Source organism: Sphaerotilus sp., assembly GCF_031429695.1.
In the GTDB taxonomy this organism is placed as follows: domain Bacteria; phylum Pseudomonadota; class Gammaproteobacteria; order Burkholderiales; family Burkholderiaceae_C; genus Sphaerotilus.
The window spans coordinates 40,058-63,250 of sequence record NZ_JANPAB010000092.1 but is presented as its reverse complement, the minus strand read 5'-3'; the positions used below and the strand labels follow the sequence as shown (position 1 = coordinate 63,250).

Annotated in this window: 16 protein-coding genes; 10 read left to right on the top strand and 6 right to left on the bottom strand. The window is 70.5% G+C overall.

Features of this window, described 5'->3' with window-relative positions:
• Window positions 1-18: 18 nt before the first annotated feature.
• Window positions 19-1,815: an ATP-binding protein gene (locus tag RMP06_RS17905; RefSeq protein ID WP_310463197.1), complete on the bottom strand. Its 1,797-nt coding sequence runs from the start codon at window positions 1,813-1,815 to the stop codon at window positions 19-21.
• A gap of 20 nt (window positions 1,816-1,835) precedes the next feature.
• Window positions 1,836-2,648, bottom strand: coding sequence for a response regulator (locus RMP06_RS17900; protein ID WP_310463150.1), 813 nt, complete (start codon window positions 2,646-2,648; stop codon window positions 1,836-1,838).
• A gap of 270 nt (window positions 2,649-2,918) precedes the next feature.
• Here RMP06_RS17900 and bcsD point away from each other — a divergent pair, with 270 nt between their 5' ends.
• The 6 genes from bcsD (at window position 2,919) to RMP06_RS17870 (ending at window position 13,891) form a co-directional block, all read left to right on the top strand.
• Window positions 2,919-3,386 (top strand): cellulose biosynthesis protein BcsD, encoded by a 468-nt coding sequence (gene bcsD, locus RMP06_RS17895; protein ID WP_310463149.1) that lies wholly within the window; start codon window positions 2,919-2,921, stop codon window positions 3,384-3,386.
• 47 nt (window positions 3,387-3,433) lie between these two features.
• Complete coding sequence (locus tag RMP06_RS17890) at window positions 3,434-3,859, top strand: hypothetical protein (RefSeq protein WP_310463148.1); 426 nt, start codon at window positions 3,434-3,436, stop codon at window positions 3,857-3,859.
• Window positions 3,860-3,945: 86 nt separating this feature from the next.
• Window positions 3,946-6,168: a UDP-forming cellulose synthase catalytic subunit gene (bcsA, locus tag RMP06_RS17885; RefSeq protein WP_310463147.1), complete on the top strand. Its 2,223-nt coding sequence runs from the start codon at window positions 3,946-3,948 to the stop codon at window positions 6,166-6,168.
• Between the two features lie 37 nt (window positions 6,169-6,205).
• Entirely contained in the window at window positions 6,206-8,551 is a 2,346-nt protein-coding gene (locus RMP06_RS17880) for a cellulose biosynthesis cyclic di-GMP-binding regulatory protein BcsB (RefSeq protein WP_310463146.1), read from the top strand.
• The gene (gene bcsZ / locus RMP06_RS17875) at window positions 8,517-9,788 is read left to right on the top strand and encodes a cellulose synthase complex periplasmic endoglucanase BcsZ (protein ID WP_310463145.1); all 1,272 of its coding nucleotides are present in this window, start codon (window positions 8,517-8,519) and stop codon (window positions 9,786-9,788) included. Before RMP06_RS17880 ends, bcsZ begins: the two co-directional genes overlap by 35 nt.
• Complete coding sequence (locus RMP06_RS17870; protein WP_310463144.1) at window positions 9,785-13,891, top strand: cellulose biosynthesis protein BcsC; 4,107 nt, start codon at window positions 9,785-9,787, stop codon at window positions 13,889-13,891. Before bcsZ ends, RMP06_RS17870 begins: the two co-directional genes overlap by 4 nt.
• A 16-nt stretch (window positions 13,892-13,907) precedes the next feature.
• On the opposite strand, the gene RMP06_RS17865 is transcribed toward RMP06_RS17870, so the two are convergent.
• Window positions 13,908-14,936 carry a Gfo/Idh/MocA family oxidoreductase gene (locus tag RMP06_RS17865; RefSeq protein ID WP_310463143.1) on the bottom strand — a complete coding sequence of 343 codons (1,029 nt, stop codon included), beginning with the start codon at window positions 14,934-14,936 and terminating at the stop codon, window positions 13,908-13,910.
• On the bottom strand, window positions 14,936-15,931 hold the full coding sequence (gene iolG / locus RMP06_RS17860) for an inositol 2-dehydrogenase (RefSeq protein ID WP_310463142.1): 996 nt from the start codon (window positions 15,929-15,931) through the stop codon (window positions 14,936-14,938). Before iolG ends, RMP06_RS17865 begins: the two co-directional genes overlap by 1 nt.
• Window positions 15,932-16,095: 164 nt before the next feature.
• On the opposite strand from iolG, the gene RMP06_RS17855 reads away from it, so the two are divergent.
• Window positions 16,096-17,703 (top strand): c-type cytochrome, encoded by a 1,608-nt coding sequence (locus RMP06_RS17855; RefSeq protein ID WP_310463141.1) that lies wholly within the window; start codon window positions 16,096-16,098, stop codon window positions 17,701-17,703.
• 12 nt (window positions 17,704-17,715) lie between these two features.
• On the opposite strand, the gene RMP06_RS17850 is transcribed toward RMP06_RS17855, so the two are convergent.
• Both RMP06_RS17850 and RMP06_RS17845 read right to left on the bottom strand, forming a co-directional pair.
• Window positions 17,716-19,629: a multicopper oxidase family protein gene (locus RMP06_RS17850; protein WP_310463140.1), complete on the bottom strand. Its 1,914-nt coding sequence runs from the start codon at window positions 19,627-19,629 to the stop codon at window positions 17,716-17,718.
• 70 nt (window positions 19,630-19,699) lie between these two features.
• Window positions 19,700-20,272: an SCO family protein gene (locus RMP06_RS17845; RefSeq protein WP_310463139.1), complete on the bottom strand. Its 573-nt coding sequence runs from the start codon at window positions 20,270-20,272 to the stop codon at window positions 19,700-19,702.
• Window positions 20,273-20,547: 275 nt separating this feature from the next.
• Here RMP06_RS17845 and RMP06_RS17840 point away from each other — a divergent pair, with 275 nt between their 5' ends.
• The 3 genes from RMP06_RS17840 (at window position 20,548) to RMP06_RS17830 (ending at window position 23,188) form a co-directional block, all read left to right on the top strand.
• Window positions 20,548-21,159 carry a hypothetical protein gene (locus RMP06_RS17840; protein ID WP_310463138.1) on the top strand — a complete coding sequence of 204 codons (612 nt, stop codon included), beginning with the start codon at window positions 20,548-20,550 and terminating at the stop codon, window positions 21,157-21,159.
• An 85-nt stretch (window positions 21,160-21,244) separates the two neighbouring features.
• Window positions 21,245-22,084 carry a TIM barrel protein gene (locus RMP06_RS17835; RefSeq protein ID WP_310463137.1) on the top strand — a complete coding sequence of 280 codons (840 nt, stop codon included), beginning with the start codon at window positions 21,245-21,247 and terminating at the stop codon, window positions 22,082-22,084.
• A gap of 18 nt (window positions 22,085-22,102) precedes the next feature.
• The gene (locus RMP06_RS17830) at window positions 22,103-23,188 is read left to right on the top strand and encodes a LacI family DNA-binding transcriptional regulator (RefSeq protein WP_310463136.1); all 1,086 of its coding nucleotides are present in this window, start codon (window positions 22,103-22,105) and stop codon (window positions 23,186-23,188) included.
• The last annotated feature ends 5 nt before the right edge of the window (window positions 23,189-23,193 follow it).

Sequence of the window (23,193 nt, the reverse complement as noted above, 5' to 3'; positions counted from 1 at the left end):
ATTTCTTGCCTACGTGGGCTACAGGTCGGGGTGAGAGATTGTACGGGCCGAGAGCTTGAAGTTCACCATCGCCCGCAGCCGGTTGGGCGCCACCGGCCGGGCGAGCAGGTGGACACCAGGCTCGGTCGCCGCAGCAGCATCGCCCTCCCCGTCACTCAGCAGCACGGCCGGCAGCGCAACGCCGAAGACCAGCCGCAAGGCCCGCACCAGATCGACACCGCCACGCTCGTGCGCGGGTGTGCGGCCGACGACAACCAGATCCGGCAGACGCCCTTGGCTGGTGGACCAGTCCAGCACCGTGGCGGCATTGCTGAACGCACTGACCTGCGCGCCCCAGGCCTGCAACATCGCACCGAGGCCGTCCGCGCCCGCATCCAGGTCAGCGCCGACCACCACCACGTGCCGCCCCGCGAGCGTCGGGCTCGACCAGGTCGGGGTCATGCCCATCGGTACGGTGAGTTCCTCGTCCGTGGGCGGCGTGGTCATGGGCGGCAGCAGCAGGCTGAACACGGTGCCGTGGCCTGGACGCGAGCGTACGCCCAAGGGCGCCTGCAGCAACTCCGACAGGCGCCGCACGATCGCCAGCCCGAGACCCAGCCCCTTGCGCGGCGACTGGTCCGGCCCGCTGGCGGTACTCACCTGGTAGAACTCGTCGAAAATGCTCGGCAACAGGCGCGCGTCGATGCCGACCCCCGTGTCCCAGACCTGAAGCAGCAGCCGGTCACCGCGCGTACGGCAGCTCACCAGGAGACCGCCGTCCGCGGTGTACCGGATCGCGTTGGACACCAGGTTGCGCAGGATGCGCTCGACCAGCAGCGGATCGGTCCGCACCGCGTGGCGCCCGCCCACAAAGTCGAGCCCCAGCCCCTTGTCGAAGGCCTGTGGCTCGAAGTGCAGCTTCAAGCGCGCGTACAACTCGCGCATGTGGAACAGCTTCGGCTCGACCACGATGGCGCTGCTGTCGATGCTGGTCAGGTCGAGCAGCTTGTCGAACAGCGCCTCCAGCGCATCGACCGACTCGCCGATGCTGGCGATGGTCGGCTCCAGCGCGGTGTCCCGGTTGCGCAGGCGCAGCGACTCGGTGAACAGCACCAGCGCGTGCAGCGGCTGGCGCAGGTCGTGGCTGGCAGCGATGAAGAACTGCGTGCGGGCGCGGGTCGCCGCCTCAGCGTCGAGGCGGGCCTCTTCGGCAACGTCCTTCTCGGCGGCCAGCTGGGCGGCGAGCCGCTCGGAGCGCTGCTTGTACAGAAGCAGTCGGGTGTAGCACTGGCGCTGGTGGTGCCCGACCAGCGCGACCCCGAGGAAGGCGCCTGCCAGGCCAAGCGTGTTCGCCCAGGGCGTGGCGGCGGCCGTGGTGAAGAACTGCCAGCTGGTCGCCAGCGCCATCAATGCGATGCCAACCAGCGTGGTGCGATGCCCCGCTGCGGCCGAACCGATGCACAGGCAGGCCAGCAGCGCGATCAGGCCGGCGCGCTGCAGCTCGGTGCCCAACGGGTAAAACCAGAGCATGGCCAGCGACCAGACCCCCGAACACAGCAGCGTCGACAGCTCCCAGCGGCGGCGCCAACCCGTCCAGTCGGCCACCTGAGGCGCGGGCTGGGTCTGGTGCAGGCGGTGCAGTCGCCAGCGCCAGCCCCAGGCGAGCACCGCCAGCAGAAGCCAGCCCGATACAACCCCCAGCACCTGCGGACCCGGCAAGACCAGAAACAGCACACCAATCACCACCACGCCCAGCGCCTGGCCAAGCAGGCTGGCGGGTAATTGCGCATAGAGGCTGCCGACACGGTCGGCCAGCACGTCCGAACCGGATGTCATCGGCACCACGCCCACCCTGTTCAGCGCAGCACCGCGCCGCGCCCGCCAGCCTCACCCGCACCACCGCTGGCGGGCAGGTGCATGCGACCGACCGCCAGCACGGCCTGGGTGCGCGAGTTGACGCCCAGCGTGCGCAACACGGCCGCGACGTGGTCCTTGACCGTCTCGACCGAGATGGCCAGATCGCGCGCAATCATCTTGTTCGACTTGCCGTCCAGCAACAGCGCCAGCACTTCGCGCTGGCGCGGGGTCATGCCCAGACGCTCCAGCGAGGTGTCGCGGTCAGTTTCCTCGGTGCCCCGGCGCGCATCGAAACGTCGGAGGCCGAACGACAGACGATCATCCCCAGCTGCAGCGCTCAGCGGGCCGGGCAGCAGTTGCCTGACACCCGGGCTCGACAAGCCGTTCGGCAAGGCCAGCGGCAGGGCGGAATCCCCGAGGTTGAGCGTCATCGGCGGCACGTAAATGCCGCCGGACATCACGAGGTGCAGCGCCTCGAACAGCAGCTCGTTGCTCGCCCGCTTGGGCACGAAGCCCATGGCCCCCGAGTCGATGGCGCGGATCACGTCGCTGGCCCGGTCGGACGCCGACACCACCACCACCGGAAGTGCCGGATAGCCCATGCGCAACTCGCCGAGCACGTCGAAGCCACTGGCATCGTCCAGGTGCAGATCCAGCAGCACCAGATCGAAATCAGAGTCGTGCCGCAGCAGCTCGCGGCACTCGGCGGCAGTCTCCACGCCAATCGCCTCCACGTTGGCGCCCAGGCCCAGGATCACGCTCTGCATCGCCGACAGGATCAGCGGATGGTCATCGATCAGCAGCACCTTCATCAAACACTCCAGGGAGAACCAAACGCACTGCGCACCCGCACAGTGAATCGATGGTAGCGGTGCTCCATCCCCCCGGACAGCGTATCTGCCTCCCCCACAAGAGGGAGTGCAAAAATTGCAAAATTCACCGTCGATTCAGCATTCGCCACAATCTGCAACGGAATGAAAAAGTTTGCAATACACCAATATTCAGCATGGTACCATCCCACGAATAAGTGTAATTTTGCACAATTTTGCTGAATTTAACCGGTTTTTGCAGATTTATCGCCGATGAACCGTCCGCAATCCGACCATGACTACCACCTGCGTTACCGGTGTTCTCCGCAATGGCGGCCCTTCCTTGGCGCCCTGGCCCAGGAGCTGAACACCCGGATCGAGACGGAGCAGTCGCGCGCGCTCATGCGTCGCCTGGGCGCCTCGATGGCCCGCAACGCCCCGCTGCCTGCGCTGGAGTTGCTGCCCGATCTGGAGGCCGCCATGAACAGCGTCTGGTCGGCGATGAACTGGGGCTGGGTGGAACTCAACGATACCGATGATGCGCTGCGCATTGTCCACCACTGTGCACCGATCGAGGCCGCATTCGGTGCCGGCAGCCGCGCCTGGTCTCCAGCGGTGCTGGAGGGTGCCTACGAGCAGTGGCTGCGGGCAGCCGGCGCCGGCGACCGGCTGCGCGTGCAGCAGCTTGCCACTGACAGCACCAGCGTCGAACCCCTTTACGTGTTTGCCCTGGCCGCCTGATCCGGCGCCTCAGGCCCCAGTTGTCCTGCCGCAGCAAGAGCATTCTCATGAACAACGGTGACGACATCCACAACCTGCTGAAGACACTGGGCCACGACGCCGGTATCTACCAGGATCTGGCCAAGTACAACGCCTCGCGGGCGGCGGTGCGCCGCGCCGCGATGGGGCGGCCGACCGATCCGGCGGCGGCCGCCGTGGTGGCGTCGGTCCCGGCTGTCCCAGCAGTGCCGCCGTCGGCCAGCGAAGTGCCGCGGGTACTTCGTCTGGGCCCGGAGGCGCACACCGGGCCGTCGTCGCTCTCGTCGATCCTGAACCGGCTGGCGAGTCCGAGCGACCCTGCGCCGACGCACGGCTCGGGCCATGGCCCGACGCCCGTCCGTACGCCCTCCGCGGCCCCCACACCGCAACCGACCCGTCTCGATCGCCTGTTCGGCCGCCTCGCCAGTCGCACGCCCGGTCCGCTGGGCCGCTGAGTCACACCACCCCCCTGCCCTGGCCGCGCCTGCCCTGAGCGCGCCGGTGGCGGGATCTGCCTGCCCGTCCGACCTTCCTACCCGCCATGGCCGAATCGCCGGATCTGTCCTCGCCCTCCCATCCGTCCCGCGCGGCCCGCGCACCGCTGTCCCTGGTGGGCGCACGGCGCACCGCCGGCTGGCACTGGGACACCTGGGAATACCGGGCACTGCAACTCGCGATGCTGCTCAGCGGCGCACTGCTGATGGTCACGGTCATCTCCGTGCCGCTCGACCTGTGGGAGCAGGTGGTGTTCGGCGTGCTGTGTTTCCTGTGCGCAGTGCTGCTGAACCGCTCGCCCGGCCGCTTCGTCACGCTGCTGCTGACCTTCATCTCGCTGACCGTCTCCAGCCGCTACCTCTACTGGCGGCTGACCGAGACGCTGCAGATGGACCACGGCCTGGACCTGTTCTTCGGCAGCGGCCTGATCGCCGCCGAGATCTACGCCTGGCTGGTGCTGGTGCTGGGGTTCTTCCAGACCATCTGGCCGCTGGAGCGCCGCCCCGTGGCACTGACCATGCCGGTGGAGGACTGGCCGACGATCGACGTCTTCATCCCGACCTACAACGAGCCGCTCAAGGTGGTGAAGCCGACCGTGCTGGCGGCCATGGCGCTGGACTGGCCGCTCGACAAGCTGCGCATCCATCTGCTCGATGATGGCCGGCGCGAGGAGTTCCGCGATTTCGCCGAAGAGGTCGGGATCGACTGGGTGATCCGCAGCGACAACCGCCACGCCAAGGCCGGCAACATCAATGCCGCGCTCTCGCACACCGATGGCGAGTTCGTCGCCATCTTCGATTGCGACCACATCCCGACACGCTCCTTCCTGCAGATGACGCTGGGCTGGTTCTACAAGGACCCCAAGCTGGCGATGCTGCAGACGCCGCACCACTTCTTCTCGCCCGACCCCTTCGAGCGCAACCTCGATACCTTCGGCAACGTGCCCAACGAGGGCGAGCTGTTCTACGGGCTGGTGCAGGACGGCAACGACCTCTGGAACGCGACCTTCTTCTGCGGTTCGTGCGCGGTGCTGCGCCGGGACATGCTGATGGAGGTCGGCGGCGTGGCCGTGGAGACCGTGACGGAGGACGCCCACACCGCGCTCAAGCTGCACCGCAAGGGCTGGAACACCGCCTACATCGGCGTCCCGCAGGCCGCGGGCCTGGCCACCGAAAGCCTGTCCGCCCACGTCGGTCAGCGCATCCGCTGGGCACGTGGCATGGCGCAGATCTTCCGCACCGACTGCCCGCTGCTGGGCAAGGGCCTGACCTGGGCGCAGCGGCTGTGCTACTCGAACGCGATGCTGCACTTCTTCTACGGCCTGCCGCGGCTGGTGTTCCTGACCGCGCCGCTGGCCTTCCTGTTCTTCGAGGCCCACGTCATCCACGCCTCGGCCGTGATGATCGCGGTGATGGCCCTGCCCCACCTGGTGCACGCCAATCTCGTCAACTCGCGCACGCAGGGCAAGTTCCGGCATTCGTTCTGGGCCGAGGTCTACGAGGCGGTGCTGGCCTGGTACATCTTCCGTCCCACCATGCTCGCGCTGATCGACCCCAAGGCCGGCAGCTTCAACGTCACCGCCAAAGGCGGCTACATCGAGCGCGACTTCTTCGACTGGGGCATCGCGCGGCCCTACGTCGTGCTGCTGTCGCTGAACCTGATCGGCCTCATGGTGGGCATCCTTCGGCTGTTCTGGTGGAACACGCATGAACTGGACACTGTGCTGCTGAACATGCTGTGGACGGTCTACAACCTCGTGATCCTGGGTGCGGCGGCAGCCGCCGCCTCCGAGACGCGGCAGGTGCGCCAGTCGCACCGCGTCCAGTTCGGCATCCCGGCGCGCATGGAAACCGCCGACGGCCGTGTCTGGCACGTGGAGACGGAAGACTTCTCGGAAGGCGGCCTGCGCGTGCGCCTGCCGCCCGGCGTGATGCTGGACGAGCAGACCCCCGTCACGCTGGCGCTGCTGCGCGGCGACCACGCCGCGCTGTTCTCGGCGCTGATCGTGTTCCGCCAGGGCGAACACCACGGCCTGCGCTTCGACCCGATGACGCTGCAGCAGCAGATGGACCTGGTGGAAATCACCTTCGCCCGCGCCGATGCCTGGATCGACCACGCCTCGCGCCACGCACCCGACCGTCCGGCCCATGCGATGCGCCAGATCATCGGCCTGGGTGTGCGCGGCTGCGCAAAGGTGTTTGGCTGGAAATCGAAACAGGCAGCGAAACACGCGGGCCAGCCCCGCCGGCCAGCCCCGGCCCGCGCCTGAAGACCGGCATGGACCAAGACAACAAGGATTGCAGGGGATGACGAAGCGCAACGACAAGACACGGGGCACGCTGACGCCAGTACGCCAGACCGTCCGGCAGGCGCTGGCCGCCATGCTGGCGCTGACGCTGGGCTTGACCGGCGCGCTGGCCGCCAACGCCGGCCGCGATCTGGTGATGCCCTTCTCGCAGCTTGGCCAGCGCGAGGCGGTGATGCTCAAGCGCGGCCATTCGCGCCACCAGATTCCGTTTGCCTTGCGCGCGGATGAGGTGGTTGCGTCCGCGGTCCTCAAGCTGGATCTGGCGCAGTCGCCGATGCTGGCCGGCCGCGCAGGGGCACTGGAGGTGCGGGTGAATGGCGAACTCGTGAGCCGCCTGGACCCATCCACGACGGCCAGCAGCGACAGCCGCGGCGCCAGCTACACGATCCCGATCGATCCGCGCCTGGTGATCGACCAGAACGAGCTGACCGTGCAGTTTGCCGAGCCGATCGACTGCGCATCCGCGGACAGCGCCGGCCTCTGGGCGCAGATCGCCCTGACCTCGACGCTGAACCTGGTGATGGCACCGCTGCCGCTGGCCAATGACCTGTCGCTGTTGCCCGCGCCCTTTTTCGATCCCCGCGACCCGCGCCGCAACGAGCTGACGCTGGTGCTCTCGCCGCGTGCCAGCGAGGCGACGCTGCAGGCCGCCGGCAATGTGGCCTCGTGGTTCGGTGCGCTGTCGGCCTACCGCGGCGTGCGCATCCAGGCGCGCGACCGCCTGCCGGGCGGCAACGCCATCGTGCTCGCCACGCCCGAGGACGCACCACCCGGCGTGGCACTGCCGCCCATTGCCGGGGCCTTGGTGACACTGGCTGCGCACCCGGACTACCCGCAGCGCAAGGTGCTCTACCTGCTCGGCCGCGACGGCGAGGAGCTGCGCCGCGCCGCTGACGCCCTCGTGCGCGGCCAGTTGCCCGGTCACGGCAGCAGCGCGCTGATCGACCGCCTGACCGACGCCCCTCCGCGCCGCGCCTGGGACGCGCCCAACTGGACGCCAACCCACCGCCCGGTGCGTCTGGACGAGCTGATCTCCACTGCCACGCTGGCCACCCGCGACGCCGGCCCGCTGAAAGTGCACGTGCCAATGCGCTTGCCACCCGACCTGTTCTCGTGGCGCGAACGCAAGGTGCTGGTCGATCTGCGCATGCGCTACGAGGCGCGGCCTGACGACACGGCGGTCGCGCTGCGCGTACGGTTCAACGGCGAGAACCAGCTCGACGAACTGCTCGACCCGGGCATCGCCGGGCGCTGGCTGGACAACCTGCAGCGCAGCGTCCGCGGCGAACGCGACGAGGCACTGACCCGCTCGGTGCGCCGCAGCCTGCGCATTCCGGTTGCCACACTCGGCACACAGTCCTACGCCCGCCTGGACGTGACGCTGCAACCCGGCGCCACCGACGACGCCGTCGAGTGCCAGCGCGAAAACGGCGTCGACACCGCACTGGACCGCCCGCGCAGCGTAGTCGATGGTGCCTCCACCATCGATTTCTCGGACACGCCCCACTTCCTGCCGATGCCGGACCTGGCTGCCTTCGCCAACACCACCCACCCCTACACCCGGCTGGCTGACCTGGCCGAAACCGCGGTGGTGCTACCCGACGAGCCTTCGCGCGAAGACGTGGACACCTTCCTGACGCTGATGGGCCGGGCGGGCGAGGCCACCGGCCTGGCGGCACGGCTGATCCGGGTGGTGCACACCCGCGGCGTGGGGCAGGTGGCCGACCGCGACCTGATCGTCATCGGCAGCGCTGGCAACCAGCGCCTGTTCGCCGACTGGGCCAGCGCCATGCCCTTCCGGGATCTGGCCGCGGTCCACGCTGCCACGTCGGTGGCACCGAAAACCGCCCTGTCGATGTCGATCGCGGGCCTGTCCCCGGCGGACTGGGCGCTGCCGGACAGCCTGCGCTGGCTGCGCACGCTCTGGCAGCACGACGGGCTTGCGCCCCAGGAAACGCTCGCCTTCCGCGGTACGGACCTGCAGGCGGCGCTGGTCGGCTTCGAATCGCCGCTGGCAAGCAACCGCAGCGTGGTCGGGCTGATGGCCACCACCCCGGCCGCGCTGTCCTTCATCACCGACGCCCTGCTCGACAGCCGCCGCCTGGCGCAGATCCACGGCCACATCTCGCTGTTCGACGAATCCGGCCGCATCACCGTCTTCAGCGCCGAACCGACCTACGCCAGTGGCGACCTGCCCTGGCTGAGCTGGATCCGCTGGAAGCTCTCGGACCGCCCCGTGCTGCTGTGGGCGGTGCTGATGCTGGGCATCCTGGTCCTCTCCGCCGTGATCTACGTGCTGCTCCAGCGCCATGCCATGCGCCGCCATGCCGGGGCATCGACCTGAACCGCTGACCAGTCCGCCGCGCAGGCGCCTGCTGCTGCGGATCGGCGCCCTGGCTGGTGGGGCGGGTGCGCTCGCGAGCACGGCGTGTGCCGCGCCCGTGCCGCCCCTGCGCCGGCTGGCCTGCGACGACTTCGATGCGCTGTGGGCCAGCTTCGTCGGCAACTTCCTGCAGCCGGATGGCCGCGTGCTCGACCCCGACACCGAGGCCCGCACCAGCACCTCCGAGGGCCAGGCCTACGCGCTGTTCTTCGCGCTGGTGGCCGACGACCGCCCGCGCTTCGACCAGCTGCTGCAGTGGACACGCCAGAACCTCTGCAACGGCGATCTGGCCGCACGCCTGCCCGCCTGGCAATGGGGCCGGCAGCGCGACGGCCGTTGGGGCGTGCTCGACACCAACGCCGCCAGCGACGCCGATCTCTGGCTGGCCTGGACACTGATCGAGGCCGCCCGCCTGTGGAATGCTCCAGCGCTGGCCACCGAGGGTCGTGCACTGCTGGCCCGCATTCGGGCCGAGGAGGTGGTCGAGGTGCCGGGGCTGGGCACCATGCTGCTGCCCGGACCGCAGGGCTTTGTCAGCGCAGACCGCCTGTTCTGGCGCTTCAACCCGAGCTACGCGCCGCTGCACCTGCTGCGCGGGCTGGCCAGCGCCGACCCGGGCGGGCCGTGGACGGTGCTGGCCGAACAATCGGTGCGCACACTGCCGGGCATGGTGCCGCACGGCCTCGCGCCCGACTGGGCCACCTGGTCGGTGCAGCACACGGCGCCCCTGCGCGGTCACTGGATCGCCGACACGCAGCACGGCGACACCGGCAGCTACGACGCCATCCGCTGCTACCTCTGGGCCGGTGTCGCGCCGGCCGACGATCCGCTGCGCGCAGCCCTGCTCCAAGGGCTGTCCGGCATGCAGCGGCACACCCGCGCAGCCACGTTGCCCGAGCGTTTCGCCACCCGAGCGCCCGCCGGCGCAGACCCGGCCGCCATCGCCCGCGGCACGGCACCGCCCGGTTTTGCCGCCGCGCTGCAACCCTATCTCGCCGCGCTCGGCGACTGTGCCGGCGTCCAGCACCTGGCCGAACGCCTCGCCACTGCCTGCGCCAGCGGAACCCGCTTGCGCTATTACGACCACGCCCTGGCGCTCTTCAGTGCCGGCTGGCTGCAGCAGCGCTGGCGCTGCGACCGCCACGGCCGGCTGCAGCGTGCCCCTATTCCATCAATTTTTCGCTGCCCGACGCCATGACGCATCCGTCCTCCCTGCCCTCCGCCCCTCCCCGCGCCCGCCCGACGCCCACCCTGGTTGCATGGGCCTGTGCCGGCCTGATGTCCGGCCTGGCCGCCGCGGCCAGCACCACGCCCGCGCCGCCCGACACAACCGTCGCCACCACGGTGCAGCAACTGGTCGCCCAGGCGCACCACTGGCAACAGCGCGGCCGCGCCGATCTGGCCGGCCAGACCTGGCAGAAACTGCTGGGTGTCGACCCGCGGCAGCCGGATGCGCTCTACGGTCTGGCTGCGCAGAACGTCGAGGCGGGGCGCTTCGAGGAAGCCAGCGCCTACCTCAACCGGCTGCGCCAGGTGCGCCCCGATCATCCCGGGCTGGCTGCGCTGACGAAGCAGGCCCAGTCGCAGACATCGAACAAGTCGCTCATCGCCACCGCCCGCCAGTACGCGCAGGCCGGTCAGCCCGAGGCCGCCGCCAGCGCCTACAAGCAGGCCCTCGGCGCGCAGCCTCCGGGCGACGACCTCGCCATCGAGTATTACCAGACGCTCGGCGGCACCCGCGAAGGCTGGGATGAAGCCCGCCGTGGCCTGGAACGCCTGACCCAGTCGGCCCCTGGCCAAGCCGCATCGGCCCTCGCCTACGCCCGCCACCTGAGCTACCGCGAACCGACCCGGCGCGACGCCATCCAGCGGCTGGCCAGCCTGTCCACGCAGACCGGCGCCTCCCCGCAGGTACAGAAAGACGCCCGCGCCGCGTGGCGCCAGGCGCTGGTCTGGCTCGACGCCCGCGCTGCCGACGCGCCGCTGTACCGCCAGTTCATCGCCAGCGCGGGTGACGACGCCGAGCTGCGCACACGGCTGGCCGAGCTGGCGCGCCCCGGCAGCGCCCCGGCCAAAGCGGCCACCACGGCCGCCGGTCCGCGCCGCGCCACCGGCCCGCGCACCGCCAGCGCACCCGCCGCCCAGCCCCCGCTGTCCCCGGTCGTGCGCCAGGGCTTTGCTGCACTCGACAGTGGTGACCTGAAGACCGCCCTGGACCGCTTCGAGTCCGTGCTGCGCCAGCGCCCGGACGACACCGACGCGCTGGCAGGCCTGGGCATCGTGCGGATGCGCGAAGACCGCTTTGCCGACGCGGGCGAGCTGCTCGGGCGCGCCAGTGCGGCGACCAACGGCAACCGCTGGAAGCCGGTCTACCGCTCGGCGATGCACTGGCAGGCGGTCCACGACGGCCAGGCCGCCCGGCAGGTCGGCGACCTCGACCGCGCCACCCGTCTCGCCAAGGGTGCCGTCGAAACCGATCCCAAGGAGCCGGAAGGCCAGGTGCTGCTCGGCGACCTGCTGGCCGAGCAGGGCCAGTTCCTGACCGCCGAAACCGCCTACCGCGAGGCGCTGCGCCAGAACGCCGACCACCTGCGTGCCAACAGCGGGCTGTACCAGGTACTCGGCGCCGCGGGCCGCACCGAGGCGCTGCGCACGGTGGTGCAACGCATGGACAGCGAGGTGAAGGCCCGTCTCGGCGGCGAGAAGGGTTTACAAGCGAGCCAGATGCGCCTGCAGGCCGACTTGGCACAGCAGCGTGGGGATCTGGCCGGCGCGCAGGCGCTGCTGGAGCAGGCCGTGACGCTGGCGCCGGGATCGCCGTGGGTGCGGCTGTCCCTCGGTCAGTTGCTGATGCGGCAGGGGCGGCTGGACGCGGCGCGCACGCAGGTCGATGCATTCGTGGTCCCCGCGGCCCATCCCGGAGAAGCCTTGCAGGCGCGGGCGCTGCTGCAGAGCGAGTTGAAGGACTGGACCGGTGCGCTCAAGACGCTGGAGCAAGTGCCCGCCCGCGAGCGCACGACCGACATGGGTCGGCTGCAGCGCCGCCTCGCCGTGCAGGCACAGGCCACCGAAGCCGTTGCCCAGGCCCGTGCCGGCCAGCGCTGGCAGGCCGAGGCCATGCTGGTGGAAGCCGAAGCCGCTGCCGGGCAAGACCCCGACATGGTCGGCGCCGTGGCGAGTGCGCGGCTGGAGCTGGGCGACGAGGCCCGCGCCGGGCAGCTCATCCGCGCCACGCTGGCCGCCCAGCCGCAGGCCGGCGCGGGGCTGCGCCTGCGCCACGCGGCGCTGCTGCTGCAGACGCGCCAGGACATCGAGCTGGTCGGCGTGCTGCGCCAGATCGCCGTGCAGCCGCTGACCGCCGGGCAGCGGCGCGATTTCGACGAACTGCGCACGGCCGTCGCGCTGCGGCAGTCCGACCAGTTGCGCGAAGGCGGTGACCTCTACAACGCCTGGGAAGCGCTCGCCCCGGTGCTGCAGGACCGGCCGCAGGATCCGCGGCTGCAGATGGCATTGGCCCGGCTGCACAGCGCGGCCGGGGAACACGACCAGTCGCGGGCGCTGTTCGAGGCGGTGCTGCAGCAGCGGCCGGACGAGGTAGACGCCTGGCTCGGGCTGGCGGGTGCCGCCGATGCACAGAAGGACCACGACTCGGCGACGATGGCGCTGCAGGAAGCCGGCCGGCTCGCTCCGAACACGCCCGCCGTGCTCGCCCAGTACGCCCGCCACCACCGGGCGCTCGGTCAGTTCAGCAAGGCGACCGAGTACCTGCGGGCGGCGGTGGCGGCCGAACAGCCGAACCGCCTGCAGTGGGGCCAGGCCAAGGCGGCGGGCAATCCCTTTGCGGCCCACGCGGCGGACGGACGCTCGCGCACGCTGCTGGCGGTGGGCGGCGTGCCGAACCGGGTGCCGGGCGGTGGACCGGTGCCGGGCGTGCTGCCGGGGTTTGGAGCGAACACAGGGCTGGGGCTGGCGAACCTGGACCAGTTGCCACCCACAGGCGCCGGCCGCCCCAGTACGCAGGTGGACAACGCCAGCGCCGTGAGCCGCTCGCTGCGGTGGCGTGATCCGGCGCCGGTGGTCGTGGCGCAGGCCCAGGTGCCGATGCAGCCGCCCCGCATCCCCAAGACCCTGAGCGACGAACTCGCCGAGGTGCAGATCGAGCGGGGCCGCACCAGCCTGGCCATCGCCGGCTCGATCGGCTCGCGCACGGGCGATGCTGGCCTCGGCAAGCTCGACAGCGTGCAGACGCCTGTCGAGGGCCGCAAGACGATCGAGAACGTCGGGCAGGTCAGCGTGCGCGTGACGCCGGTCGTGCTGAGCGCCGGACAGGTCGCCATCAACGCGCGCACCCGCACCGGCACGCTCGGGCTGGACGCCACCGGCGTGCTGGTCGCCCCGTCCCAGAGCGACGCCGGCACGGCGGTTGCCGTGGCGCTGAAGACCCGCACGCTGACCGTCGATGTCGGCACCACGCCGGTCGGCTTCGCGGTGGTCGATGTGGTCGGCGGGCTGCGCTACATCGACGAGTTCCGCAACAACCTGACGCTGACCGTGGATGCCTCGCGCCGCGCCGTCACCGACAGCCTGCTGTCGTTTGCAGGGACGCGGGATGCGCGCACCGACCGGGTCTGGGGCGGCGTGCGCAGCACCGGGGCGCGGGCCCAACTGGCGTGGGAACAGACGGATGTCGGGGTCTACGGTTATGGCGGCCTGCACGCGCTGACAGGCGAGCGCGTCGCCAGCAACAGCCGCTTCGAGATGGGCGCCGGCAGCTTCTGGCAGGCGCAGCGGCTGGCCGACTCGCAGATCGACCTCGGCATGAACCTCGGCTACCAGCACTACCGGCGCAACCTGAGCGGCTTCACCTGGGGCCACGGCGGCTACTTCAGCCCGCAGCACCTGCTGTCGCTGACGGTGCCGGTGAACTGGTTCGGGCGCAGCGGGCGGCTGAGCTGGGGGCTGCAAGGCTCGGCCGGCGTGCAGGCGTCCCGCGAGGACGCCGCGCCCTACTTCCCCACCGACGCCGCAGCGCAGGTGACGATGGACAGCCTGGTCGCGCAGCAGCGGGCGCCCGCGTCCACCTACGCGGCACGCAGCGATTCGGGGCTGGTGCTGAACCTGGGCGGGGCGCTGGAATACCAGATCACCCGGCAGCTCGACATCGGCACCCGGCTCGGCCTGGAACGCGCCGCGCAGTTCACGCAGAGCACGGGGTCGATCTACCTGCGCTTCAGCCTGGAGCCGCGGGGGGCGGTGAGCGGGCTGGGGCTGCAGATGCCGGGGGGGCCGGCGGGGTTCTGAGCACCGGTGCCCGCGGTCACACCGCCTCCGGCATCCCCGACCGCAGCGACCGCGTGATCGCCAGCCCGATCCGCGTGGCCTCCATCGCGTCCGACAGCGTGAGCGACAGCGGCTCGACACCGCGGCAGGCCGCGACGAACGCCGCCATCTCGTGCGCGAACGCCGCCTCGAAGCGCTCGTGGAAATCGCCGAGCACCGCGTGCGACACCCCACCCGCGTCGCTGCGGATCACCCGGTCGCGCGCCGCGTGTTCGCCCACCAGCAGCTTGCCTGCGGTGCCGATCACCTCGGTCGTCGTTTCATGCCCGTGCGCCAGCGTGCGCGAGGCGTAGAACACCGCCCGAGCCCCACCCTCGAACTCGACGATCGCCAGCCCGTTGTCCACGTCGCCACACTCGGCCAGGCCGGGGTGCAGCACGATGGTGCCGCTGGCGAACGCCCGCAGCGCCTTCGGGCGGCCGAGCAGCCAGCGCGCCAGGTCGATGTCGTGGACGCTGCAGTCCATGAAGATGCCGCCCGAAGTCGGCGCGAAGCGGACGAAGAAGCCGTCCGGGTCGTTCTTGTCGCAGGTCTGCGAGCGCACGAGGAAGGGCCGGCCGATCTCGCCCGCCTCGACCGCCGCCGCCGCGTTGCGGTAGCTCGGGTCGAAGCGCCGCACGAAGCCGACCATCGCCACCTGCGCGGGATGTTCGGCGGCCATCGCCAGCACGCGTTCGCAGTCCGGCAGGTTCAGCGCCAGCGGCTTCTCGATGAAGACGTGCTTGCCGGCCTTCAGCACTGCGATCGCCTGGTCGGCGTGCAGCGAGGTGGGCGTGACCAGCACGACCGCGTCCAGGTCGGGGTCAGCGATGAACGCGTCAAAGTCCGCGTACAGCCGATCCGCAGCGATGCCCAGCTCGCGGCCGGCGAAGTCACGCTCGGCCTCGACCGGGCTGCACGCGGCGACCAGATCGACATGGCGGGTGGAGAACGCCAGCGCCTCGGCGTGGCGCCGCCCCAGCCGCCCGAGGCCGGCGATGCCGACACGCAAGCGGGCGGCGGCCATCAGAAGCGCACCGGTTGGCCGCTGAGCGCGCTCTCGGACGCGGCGTCGGCGAGGATCTGCGCCTTCACGCCGTCGGCGACGGTCGTGCGGAACGGCGCGCCGGTCTGCAGGCACTCGAAGAAGTGCGCCAGTTCCAGCTTGTAGGCCGCAGCGTAGCGCTGCAGGAAAAACGGCTCGGGCTTGTCGCTGGAGATGCCGTTGGCGTCCCACTGGATGACCTGGTTGGGCGTCTGGTTGCCACACTGCAGCATGCCGGCCGACCCCAGCACCTCGAACCGCTGGTCGTAGCCATACGCGGCGCGGCGGCTGGTGTTGATCTGGCAGAGGCGGCCCTGCTTGGTGCGGATCGTCACGGCAGTGCTGTCGAAGTCGCCCAGATCGGCAATGCTCGGGTCGGTCAGCACGGAGCCGGACGCGCTCAGCCACTCGGCCTCGTCGCCGTCGGCGCACAGGATCCAGCGGAACACGTCCAGGTCGTGGATCAGCATGTCGCGGAAGATGCCGCCCGAGGCCTTGATGTACTCGGCCGGCGGGGCGCCCGGGTCGCGGCTGGTGATGATCAGCATCTCGGGGTTGCCGATGGCACCGGCATCCATGCGGGTGCGGGCTTCGTTGAAGGTGGGGTCGAAGCGGCGCTGGAAGCCGATCATGCAGGCAACCCCCGCAGCCTTGACCGCTTCGCCGCAGGCGATGGCGCGCGGCACCGACAGGTCCACCGGCTTCTCGCAGAAGATGTGCTTGCCAGCGGCGGCGGCACGGGTGATCAGGTCGGAGTGGGTCGAGGTGGGCGAGGTGATCGCGACCACGTCGATCGACGGGTCGGCCAGCACGGCGTCGATGGTCGAGACCTGGGCACCCAGCTGCTGCGAGAGCTGCGCGGCGCTGTCGCCGAAGGGGTCGCAGATGAATTGCAGGTTCACGCCGGGCAGGCTGGCGAGGTTGGTGGCGTGGATGCGGCCGATGCGACCGGCACCGAAGACGGCGACGTTTTTCATGGAGTCTCCTGGGGAATGGGGCATTGACGACCGCAGGGGCCGGGTCGTCCTTGGGTCGGAACTATAGCCACGGTCCTCAATTTTGGAAATATTTTTCCATTGGTGTTTTCCATGGAACATCTTTTTGAACGTTTCAGTCGCCAAGACCCCGGCACACTGCCTGCATGAAGCATCTTGTCACCATCCTGCTGTTGGCGATCAACCTCCCATTGGCATTCGCGGAGACGGCGGAGAACGCTGGTCCGGCGCGGGGCCGGGCCATTTACCAGGACGGGCGGCGTCCAGATGGCAGCGGGCTGCGGGCCCGGCGCGCAGACTTGCCCGACATGACCGGCACGGCAGCCGCGTGCGCGCAATGCCACCGGCGCAGCGGGCTGGGTGACCAGGAGGGGCGCCTGCGCGTGCCGCCGATCACGGCTGCGAGCCTGTTCGCGCCGGGCCGGGCCATGGCGGTCGGACGGGCGGCCTCGGGCATCGGCGTCGCCGGCACCCGGACCGAGACCCGGCCGGCCTACACGGCGGACAGCTTCGCCCGGGCGCTGCGCAGCGGCACCGATCCGGCGGGGCGGGCGCTGGCGCCGTGGATGCCGCGGTATGACCTTGACGACGCGGCGGTCGCCGATCTGCTGGCCTGGTTGCAGCAGATCGGCCCGGTCGGCGGCGCCTCGCTGCGGGGGCTGGTGGACGGGACGCTGCACCTCGCCACCATCGTCACACCCGACGCACCCGCGGCGCGGCGCGGGGCCGTGGAGACGACCCTGGCAGCGTGGGCACGCCAGCAGACCTTCGGCGAGGTGCGCGTGGCGCTACACGTCTGGCGTCTGACCGGCGAGCCGGCCGGGTGGAGCGCGCAGTTGCAGCACAAGCTGGCCGCGCAGCCGGTGTACGCCGTGGTCTCCGGCGCCGGTGCCGCGCAGTGGGCGCCGGTCGAGGCCTTCTGCGAGGCGGCGTCGCTGCCGTGTGTGTTTCCGCTGATCGACGGTGCGCCGGCCTCTGCCCCCGCAGCGGCGCGGCACCACGCGCTCTACCTGTCCGAAGGCCTGGTCGCGGAGGCACGGGTGGCCGCGCGCGCCGTGGCGGCGCTGGCTGCGGCGCCTGCGCGCCTGCGGGTCTGGTTCGATTCGGACCTTGGCCGCGACGCGGCGCAGGCCTTCCAGGCGCTGCTGGGGCAGGCCGGCCCGGACGTGCAGCTCCGGGATCTGCGCACGCAGCCGGTGGCCATGGACCAGGCACTCGCGGCACCGGACGACCTGGTGCTCGCCTGGCTGGCGGCACCCCAGGTGCGCGCCCTGCTCGCCCCCACGGCCGATGCGCGGCAAGCGGACACGCTGCCGGCGGTCTGGCTGTCGGCGCAGCTGGCGCCGCCCGAGACGCTCGACCTGGCGCCGGCGTGGCGGGCGCGGGTGCGCTGGGCCTCGCTGCGGGCGACGCCGGAGCGCTTCCGGGCGGCCGCGGTCACCGGCCTGCAGCCGTGGCTGCGCACCCTGGGCATGGACCCGCTGCAAGCGACGCCACTGCAGGGCGAGGTGTACGCCGCCGCCTACTTCTTCACCGACGCGCTGCAGCGCAGCCGCGGTGCGTGGTCGGTGGAACACCTGCTGGAGCGGCTCGAAGCGGGGGTCAACAACCGTGCCGCCGCAGGCGCCTACCTGCGGCTGTCGCTGGGACAAGGCCAGCGTGTCGCCGCGCAGGTTGGCCAGATCCAGGGCTGGGCGCCGCCGGACTACCGCACGCTGGTGCCGCTGTCGCCCGTGCTCAACGCCAACCGCTGAGGGTGCCTCCGGTCAGACGACCTGGTACCACCGCATCATGTCGTGGTCCTCGTGCGACAGGATGTGGCAGTGGTAGACAAACTTGCCCGGCCGGTCGAAGGTGGCGACGATGCGCGTGACCTGGCCCGGCGGGCAGATGACCGTGTCCTTCCAGCCGCTCTCGGTTGCCGCGGGGGCCAGCGCTGCACCGCTCAGGGCCGCGCCCGGCTGCAGTTGCACCCCTGTCCAGCCATTGCGCATCGCGGTGGACTGGATGGTGCCGGTGAAGGCCTGGCGGTTCTTGATGCGGAACTTGACCAGGTGCAGGTGGACCGGGTGGGCGTCCACCGTGGTGTTCCAGAACTCCCAGACCTCCGTGCTGCCGAGCCGAGGCGTTTCGGTGGCCGGGTCGTTGAAGCCTTGCGTGCCAAGGTTGTTGACACCCTTCGGATCGTAGATGCCCAGCATCGGGTTGATGCGGCCGTACTCGTCGGTGCCCTCGCCGAGCAGGATGCGGCGCACCGGCGTTGCCGGCGTGTCGCCCGGCGCGGCCGGCAGCAGGGCCGTGCCGTTGCTGCCACGCAGCACGGTGCCCGTGCCCAGGATCGGCCTGGGGACCAGCAGGTTGGCCAGCAGCCCGACCTTGAACCGCATCACGGTCGCCGCGCCCGCAGACGGCGGACCGCCCAGCGGGAACGGCGTCGGTGCCGAGTTGAGCAGGTCGATCTTGCCGCCGGCCAGCAGCGCCCACGAGAAGTCGATCACGACGTCATAGCGCTCGCCCGGCGCGATCGTCAGCCCGGCCGCACCCACCGGCACCGGGTTGTTGAGCAGGCCGACATCCGTGCCGATCACGTACATCGGCACCCAGGTCGGCGCCGAGTTCCTCAGGGTGTAGAAGCGCGAGTCCGACCCGTTGAGCAGCCGCAACCGGTACGGCCGCGGCTCCACCGACAGGCTCGGCCAGGCCTTGCCGTTCACCAGGACCACGTCGCCGAACACCTCGGGCATGTGGCTCGGGCTGTTCGCCGGGAAGGATCCCGGCAGCGGCGTCGGCGAATTCGCCGGATTGGCGGAGTAGACGAACTGGCCCTGGGCGTCGAAGGTGCGGTCCTGCAGCACCAGACCGACCTCGTGCTGCGCGGCGGGGATTTTCCAGCCCGATTGCAAGGCCGTCTCGTTCGCGTCGCGCACGACGTAGAGCCCGGCCAGCCCGGCCTGCACGTTCACGCCGGTCAGGCTCTCGGCATGGTCGTGGTACCAGTGCAGCGAGGCCTCCTGGTTGTTGTCGTAGACGTAGGTGACCGCTTCGGCTGTGCCGACCTGCACCGCATTGCCGGTGATGCCCGGCCCGGTCTGGCGGCGCAGCGGCGTGGCCCACTGGTCAGGGCCGCCGTCGAACTCGGCCGCCGAGTTGCTGCCGTGGTGGTGCACCGCCAGCGGCACGCCGGTGGTCGGCGTCTGGATCGTCATGGTCTGGTCGATGGGCAGGAGGTGCGGCAGCGCCTGGCCATTGGCGTCGACGAGCCGGTTGACCCAGTGGACCGTGATCGGCACGCCCTTGGTGACCTGCAGCGTGCGACCCGGGAAGGTCGGGCCGGTTTCCTGGTTGGCGTAGCCCCAGATGGTCGTGGTGATGCCCACCACGCCGAGCACGTCCGCGACCGCCTGGCCTGCGCCGATGGTGTAGTCCGACGCGCCGACCGTCGGTTTGTAGATGCCGGCCGCGGCCAGCGGATTGGGCAGCACGTTGGAGAAACGACGCGCCCATGCCCGTTGCCACAGCACCGGATCGGAGGTCGCCGCCCAGCGGGTGTTGGTGCCCTGGACAGCCGCCGCGACCCGGGTCGGCGCCAGGGACAGCGAAGCCGTAGCGGCGGCGGCACCTGCGGACAGGGTGAGAAAGCGGCGGCGGCTGGTGTGCGGGGTGTCGGTGTGGTCAGGCATGGAGGAACTCGCGTGGACAGGGGAAGAGGCTGGAGCGGAGCGGAGTGGGGGCGGGCGGGGCCGGGGTTGGTCAGGCCGGCTTGAGGCGGCGGTACTCGTCGAGCAGGCGGCGCGGGCTGACGAACCCGTCCAGCCGTACCCAGACCAGGCTGGCCGACGCACGCAGGAAGATCACCGCGTCGTGGTTCATCTTGTCGCCGCGCCAGGCGTCGAAAGCGCGCTGGACGGTCTCGGAGGACTGCGGATCGCCAGTGACGAAGCTGCCTTGGGCGCCGCGGCTGCGGGCGTGCTCGGCGAGCCGGGCAACGGTATCGTGGTCCGGGTCGATCGACACCGACACGACATTGACCTGCCTCGCCTCCGGGCCGAGCGCACGCATGAATTCGTCGATCACGTGGCTGGTCACCGGGCAGACGGTGGTGCAGGACGTGTAGAGAAAGGTCAGCACGACCGGCCGGCCATCGTCGAGCAACGGCCGCAACGCCTGGGCCCTGCCGTCGGCGGTGAGCACCTTCACGGTCGGCACCTGGTACCGCTGTTCGCTGCGCCGCACCGCCGTGGCGTCGGTCCGGGCAGCGGGTTCGTGTCCTCTGGCCGGCATCACCGGGCTCGCCATCGACATCACCAGCACGGTCGTCGTCAAGAAAGCCTGGACACCACGGCGACGGCGTAGGAACGGCAACAGTGAAGGCATGAAATAGTTTGCTTTTGTTTACAAATTTACATCTTGATTCATCTTAACAAAGCCATGCCATGCTGTGGTATCCCCCAAAACTCACCCCCCTCATCTTCATCCTGCGTTCAGGTGGCGATGTCTTCATCGAAAACAGACCATTTGCATGAAAATTTGCAGGTGTAAAAACGTGCCTGTCAAGGCAACCTGGGATATTCATGAAATCGGCAAGCCCATCCAAATCCATGCAATCCACAGGGATCGCGATCGCCCTGCTGGCAGCGCTGACTGCAGCCGGTGGACTCGGTTGCCATGTACTCGCTCCGGGCGATGCGCCGACAGTCACACCGGACGCAACGGCCAGCCCGGGCACCTTCACCGAGTCCACGGCCGTGCGTGTGTCGGCCGCCGTGGCGCCGCCCCCGGCCGCCGCCCTTGCCCAGCAGCCGGCAACACTGCCACCCGGCATCGTGCTGGTCTCCACCGCGCCGGATGCCCAGCCCCCGCAGGCCACGCTGCTGCTGGACGGCCAGTTGCAGGTGCAGCCCCAAGGCACGCAGGTGGCGGGCTCGGCGCTGCTGCTGCGCGGCGTGACCGCCAGCACCGCCACGCTGGGTCTGGCGGAGGGGCCGGTGCTCTACACGCTGCCGATCAGCCCTGCCGACGCGGTGCGCCGACTGCTGGCCGACGCCCGATCGGCGCGGCTGGCCGAACGGGCCGCAGCCCCGACCATCGCCAGCGTGGGCGAGCGGGTAGTGCAACGCGACGCCGGCCAGACCGCGCCCTTGCCGGACGAGATGACTGTCACGGTCCACCGCCGCCACCCCACGGCGCCAGGGCCGGTCGGTGGACTCTGATCCGATTTGATCAACACAAGGGCTGCAGCCCACTGCGGGCGACCATAGAGTGCGGACCAATCCATCCCACTGAGCGAGACAGCCCATGACCCAGCCCCTCCACTTCGCCCTGAACCGCATGGCCGTGCCGCGTGTGCGTTTCGCCGATTTCGCCGCGATGACGCGCCGCCTGGGCGTGACGGCCATCGAGATCCGCAATGACCTGCCGGACATCGAGATCGGCGACGGTGTGCCAGCCACCGAGATCGGCGCCATCGCCAAGGCCCACGGCCTGACGATCCGCTCGATCAACGCGCTGCAGCGCTTCGAGCAGTTCACCGCCGAGCGCGAGGCCGAGGCGGTCGCCATGGCGCAGTACGCCCGCGACTGCGGCGCCGAAGCCCTGGTGCTGTGCCCGACCAACAACCGCGGCGACAAGCGCACCGCCGAGGAGCGCCACGCCGCGCTGGTCCACGCGCTGACCGCGCTGAAGCCGATCCTCAACGACCACGGCCTGGTCGGACTGGTCGAGCCGCTGGGCTTCGAGGAATGTGCCGTGCGCCGCAAGTCGCAAGCCGTGCGCGCCTTCGAGGAAATCGGTGCCGACAGCACCTTCCGCGTCGTCCACGACACCTTCCACCACCACCTCGCCGGCGAAGGCTTGTTCTTCCCCGCCTGGACCGGCCTCGTCCACATCTCCGGCGTCGAGGACTCGGCCGTGACCGTGCCCGACATGCGCGACGGCCACCGCGTGCTGGTCGGTGGTGACGATCGTCTGGGCAACATCGCACAGCTGCGCACGCTGCTGGACGCGGGCTACACCGGCTTCGTCTCCTACGAGCCGTTCGCCGAGGAGATCGCCGCCGCCACCGACATCGAGGCGCGTCTGGCTGCGAGCATGGCGCACCTGCAAGCGGGTGTCGCCGCCCTTGCCAGCACCGCCTGACCGTGGCATCACGGCGGGATGACTGAATCCGTCCCTCCCTCTGCGCCGCCACCCCGGCGCAAGCGCAGCGCCCGCTTCACCGAGATCGCCGCCGCCGCAGGCGTGGGCACCGCCACCGTCAACCGCGTGCTCAACGAACATGGCGGCGTCTCGGCCGAGACCACCGCCCGTGTCCTCGCTGCGGCCCGACAGCTCGGTGTGCCGCGGGTGCTGCCCGATCCGCGCCATGGCCTGACCCGCTTCGACGTGGTGCTGGCCCGCAGCGAGACGCCCTATTTCCGCCGCCTCGACCTGGCACTGACCCGCGCGGTGCAGGTACTCGACCGACGCATTCTGGTCCATTGCCACGTCGTCGATGCCACCGACGCCGCGCAGGTCCGCGAGCGACTGACCCGACCGCGCCACCGCCGAGACGGGCTGATCGTCGCGCTGCACGACACGCCGGATGTGCGGGCGGCGCTGCGCGAGCAGGTGGACGCGGGCGTGCCGGTGGTGACGCTGATGAGCGGCATCGGCGACGTGCCGGGCCTGCACTACGCCGGCATCGACAACCTGGGCGCCGGCCGCACCGCCGGTCACTTCATCGGCCGCCTCGCCCACCGCCCCGGCCGCGTGCTGCGCCTGACCAACACCCTCGACTACCGCGCCCACGCCGACCGCCTGCGCGGTTGCGCCGAGGTGCTGGCCGAGCGGCATCCGCTGATCGACCCCGGCGCACCCGTGCCCTGCCACGACGACGCGGACCGCTGCCAGCTCGCGCTGCGCCACGCATTGGCCGCTGCACAGCGCGACGGCGTGCCGCTGGTCGGCCTGTACCACAGCGGCGCCGGCTCGGCGGGCATCGCCGCGGAGCTGCAGCGGCTCGCGCCCGCCGAGCGCCCGATCTGGGTTGGCCACGAACTCAGCGACGAACACCGCACGCTGCTGCGGCTGGGCCTGCTCGACCTCGTGATCGACCAGGATCCGGACGGCCAGATCGCCAGCGCGCTGCACCACCTGCTGCACGCCAGCGGCCATGTCGAGCAGCCCGCACCGGCCGAGCCGAACGAGTTTCGCTTGTTCTGCGCTGAAAATATCCGCGGTGGACCGTACCTGGCGGGTTGAACGGC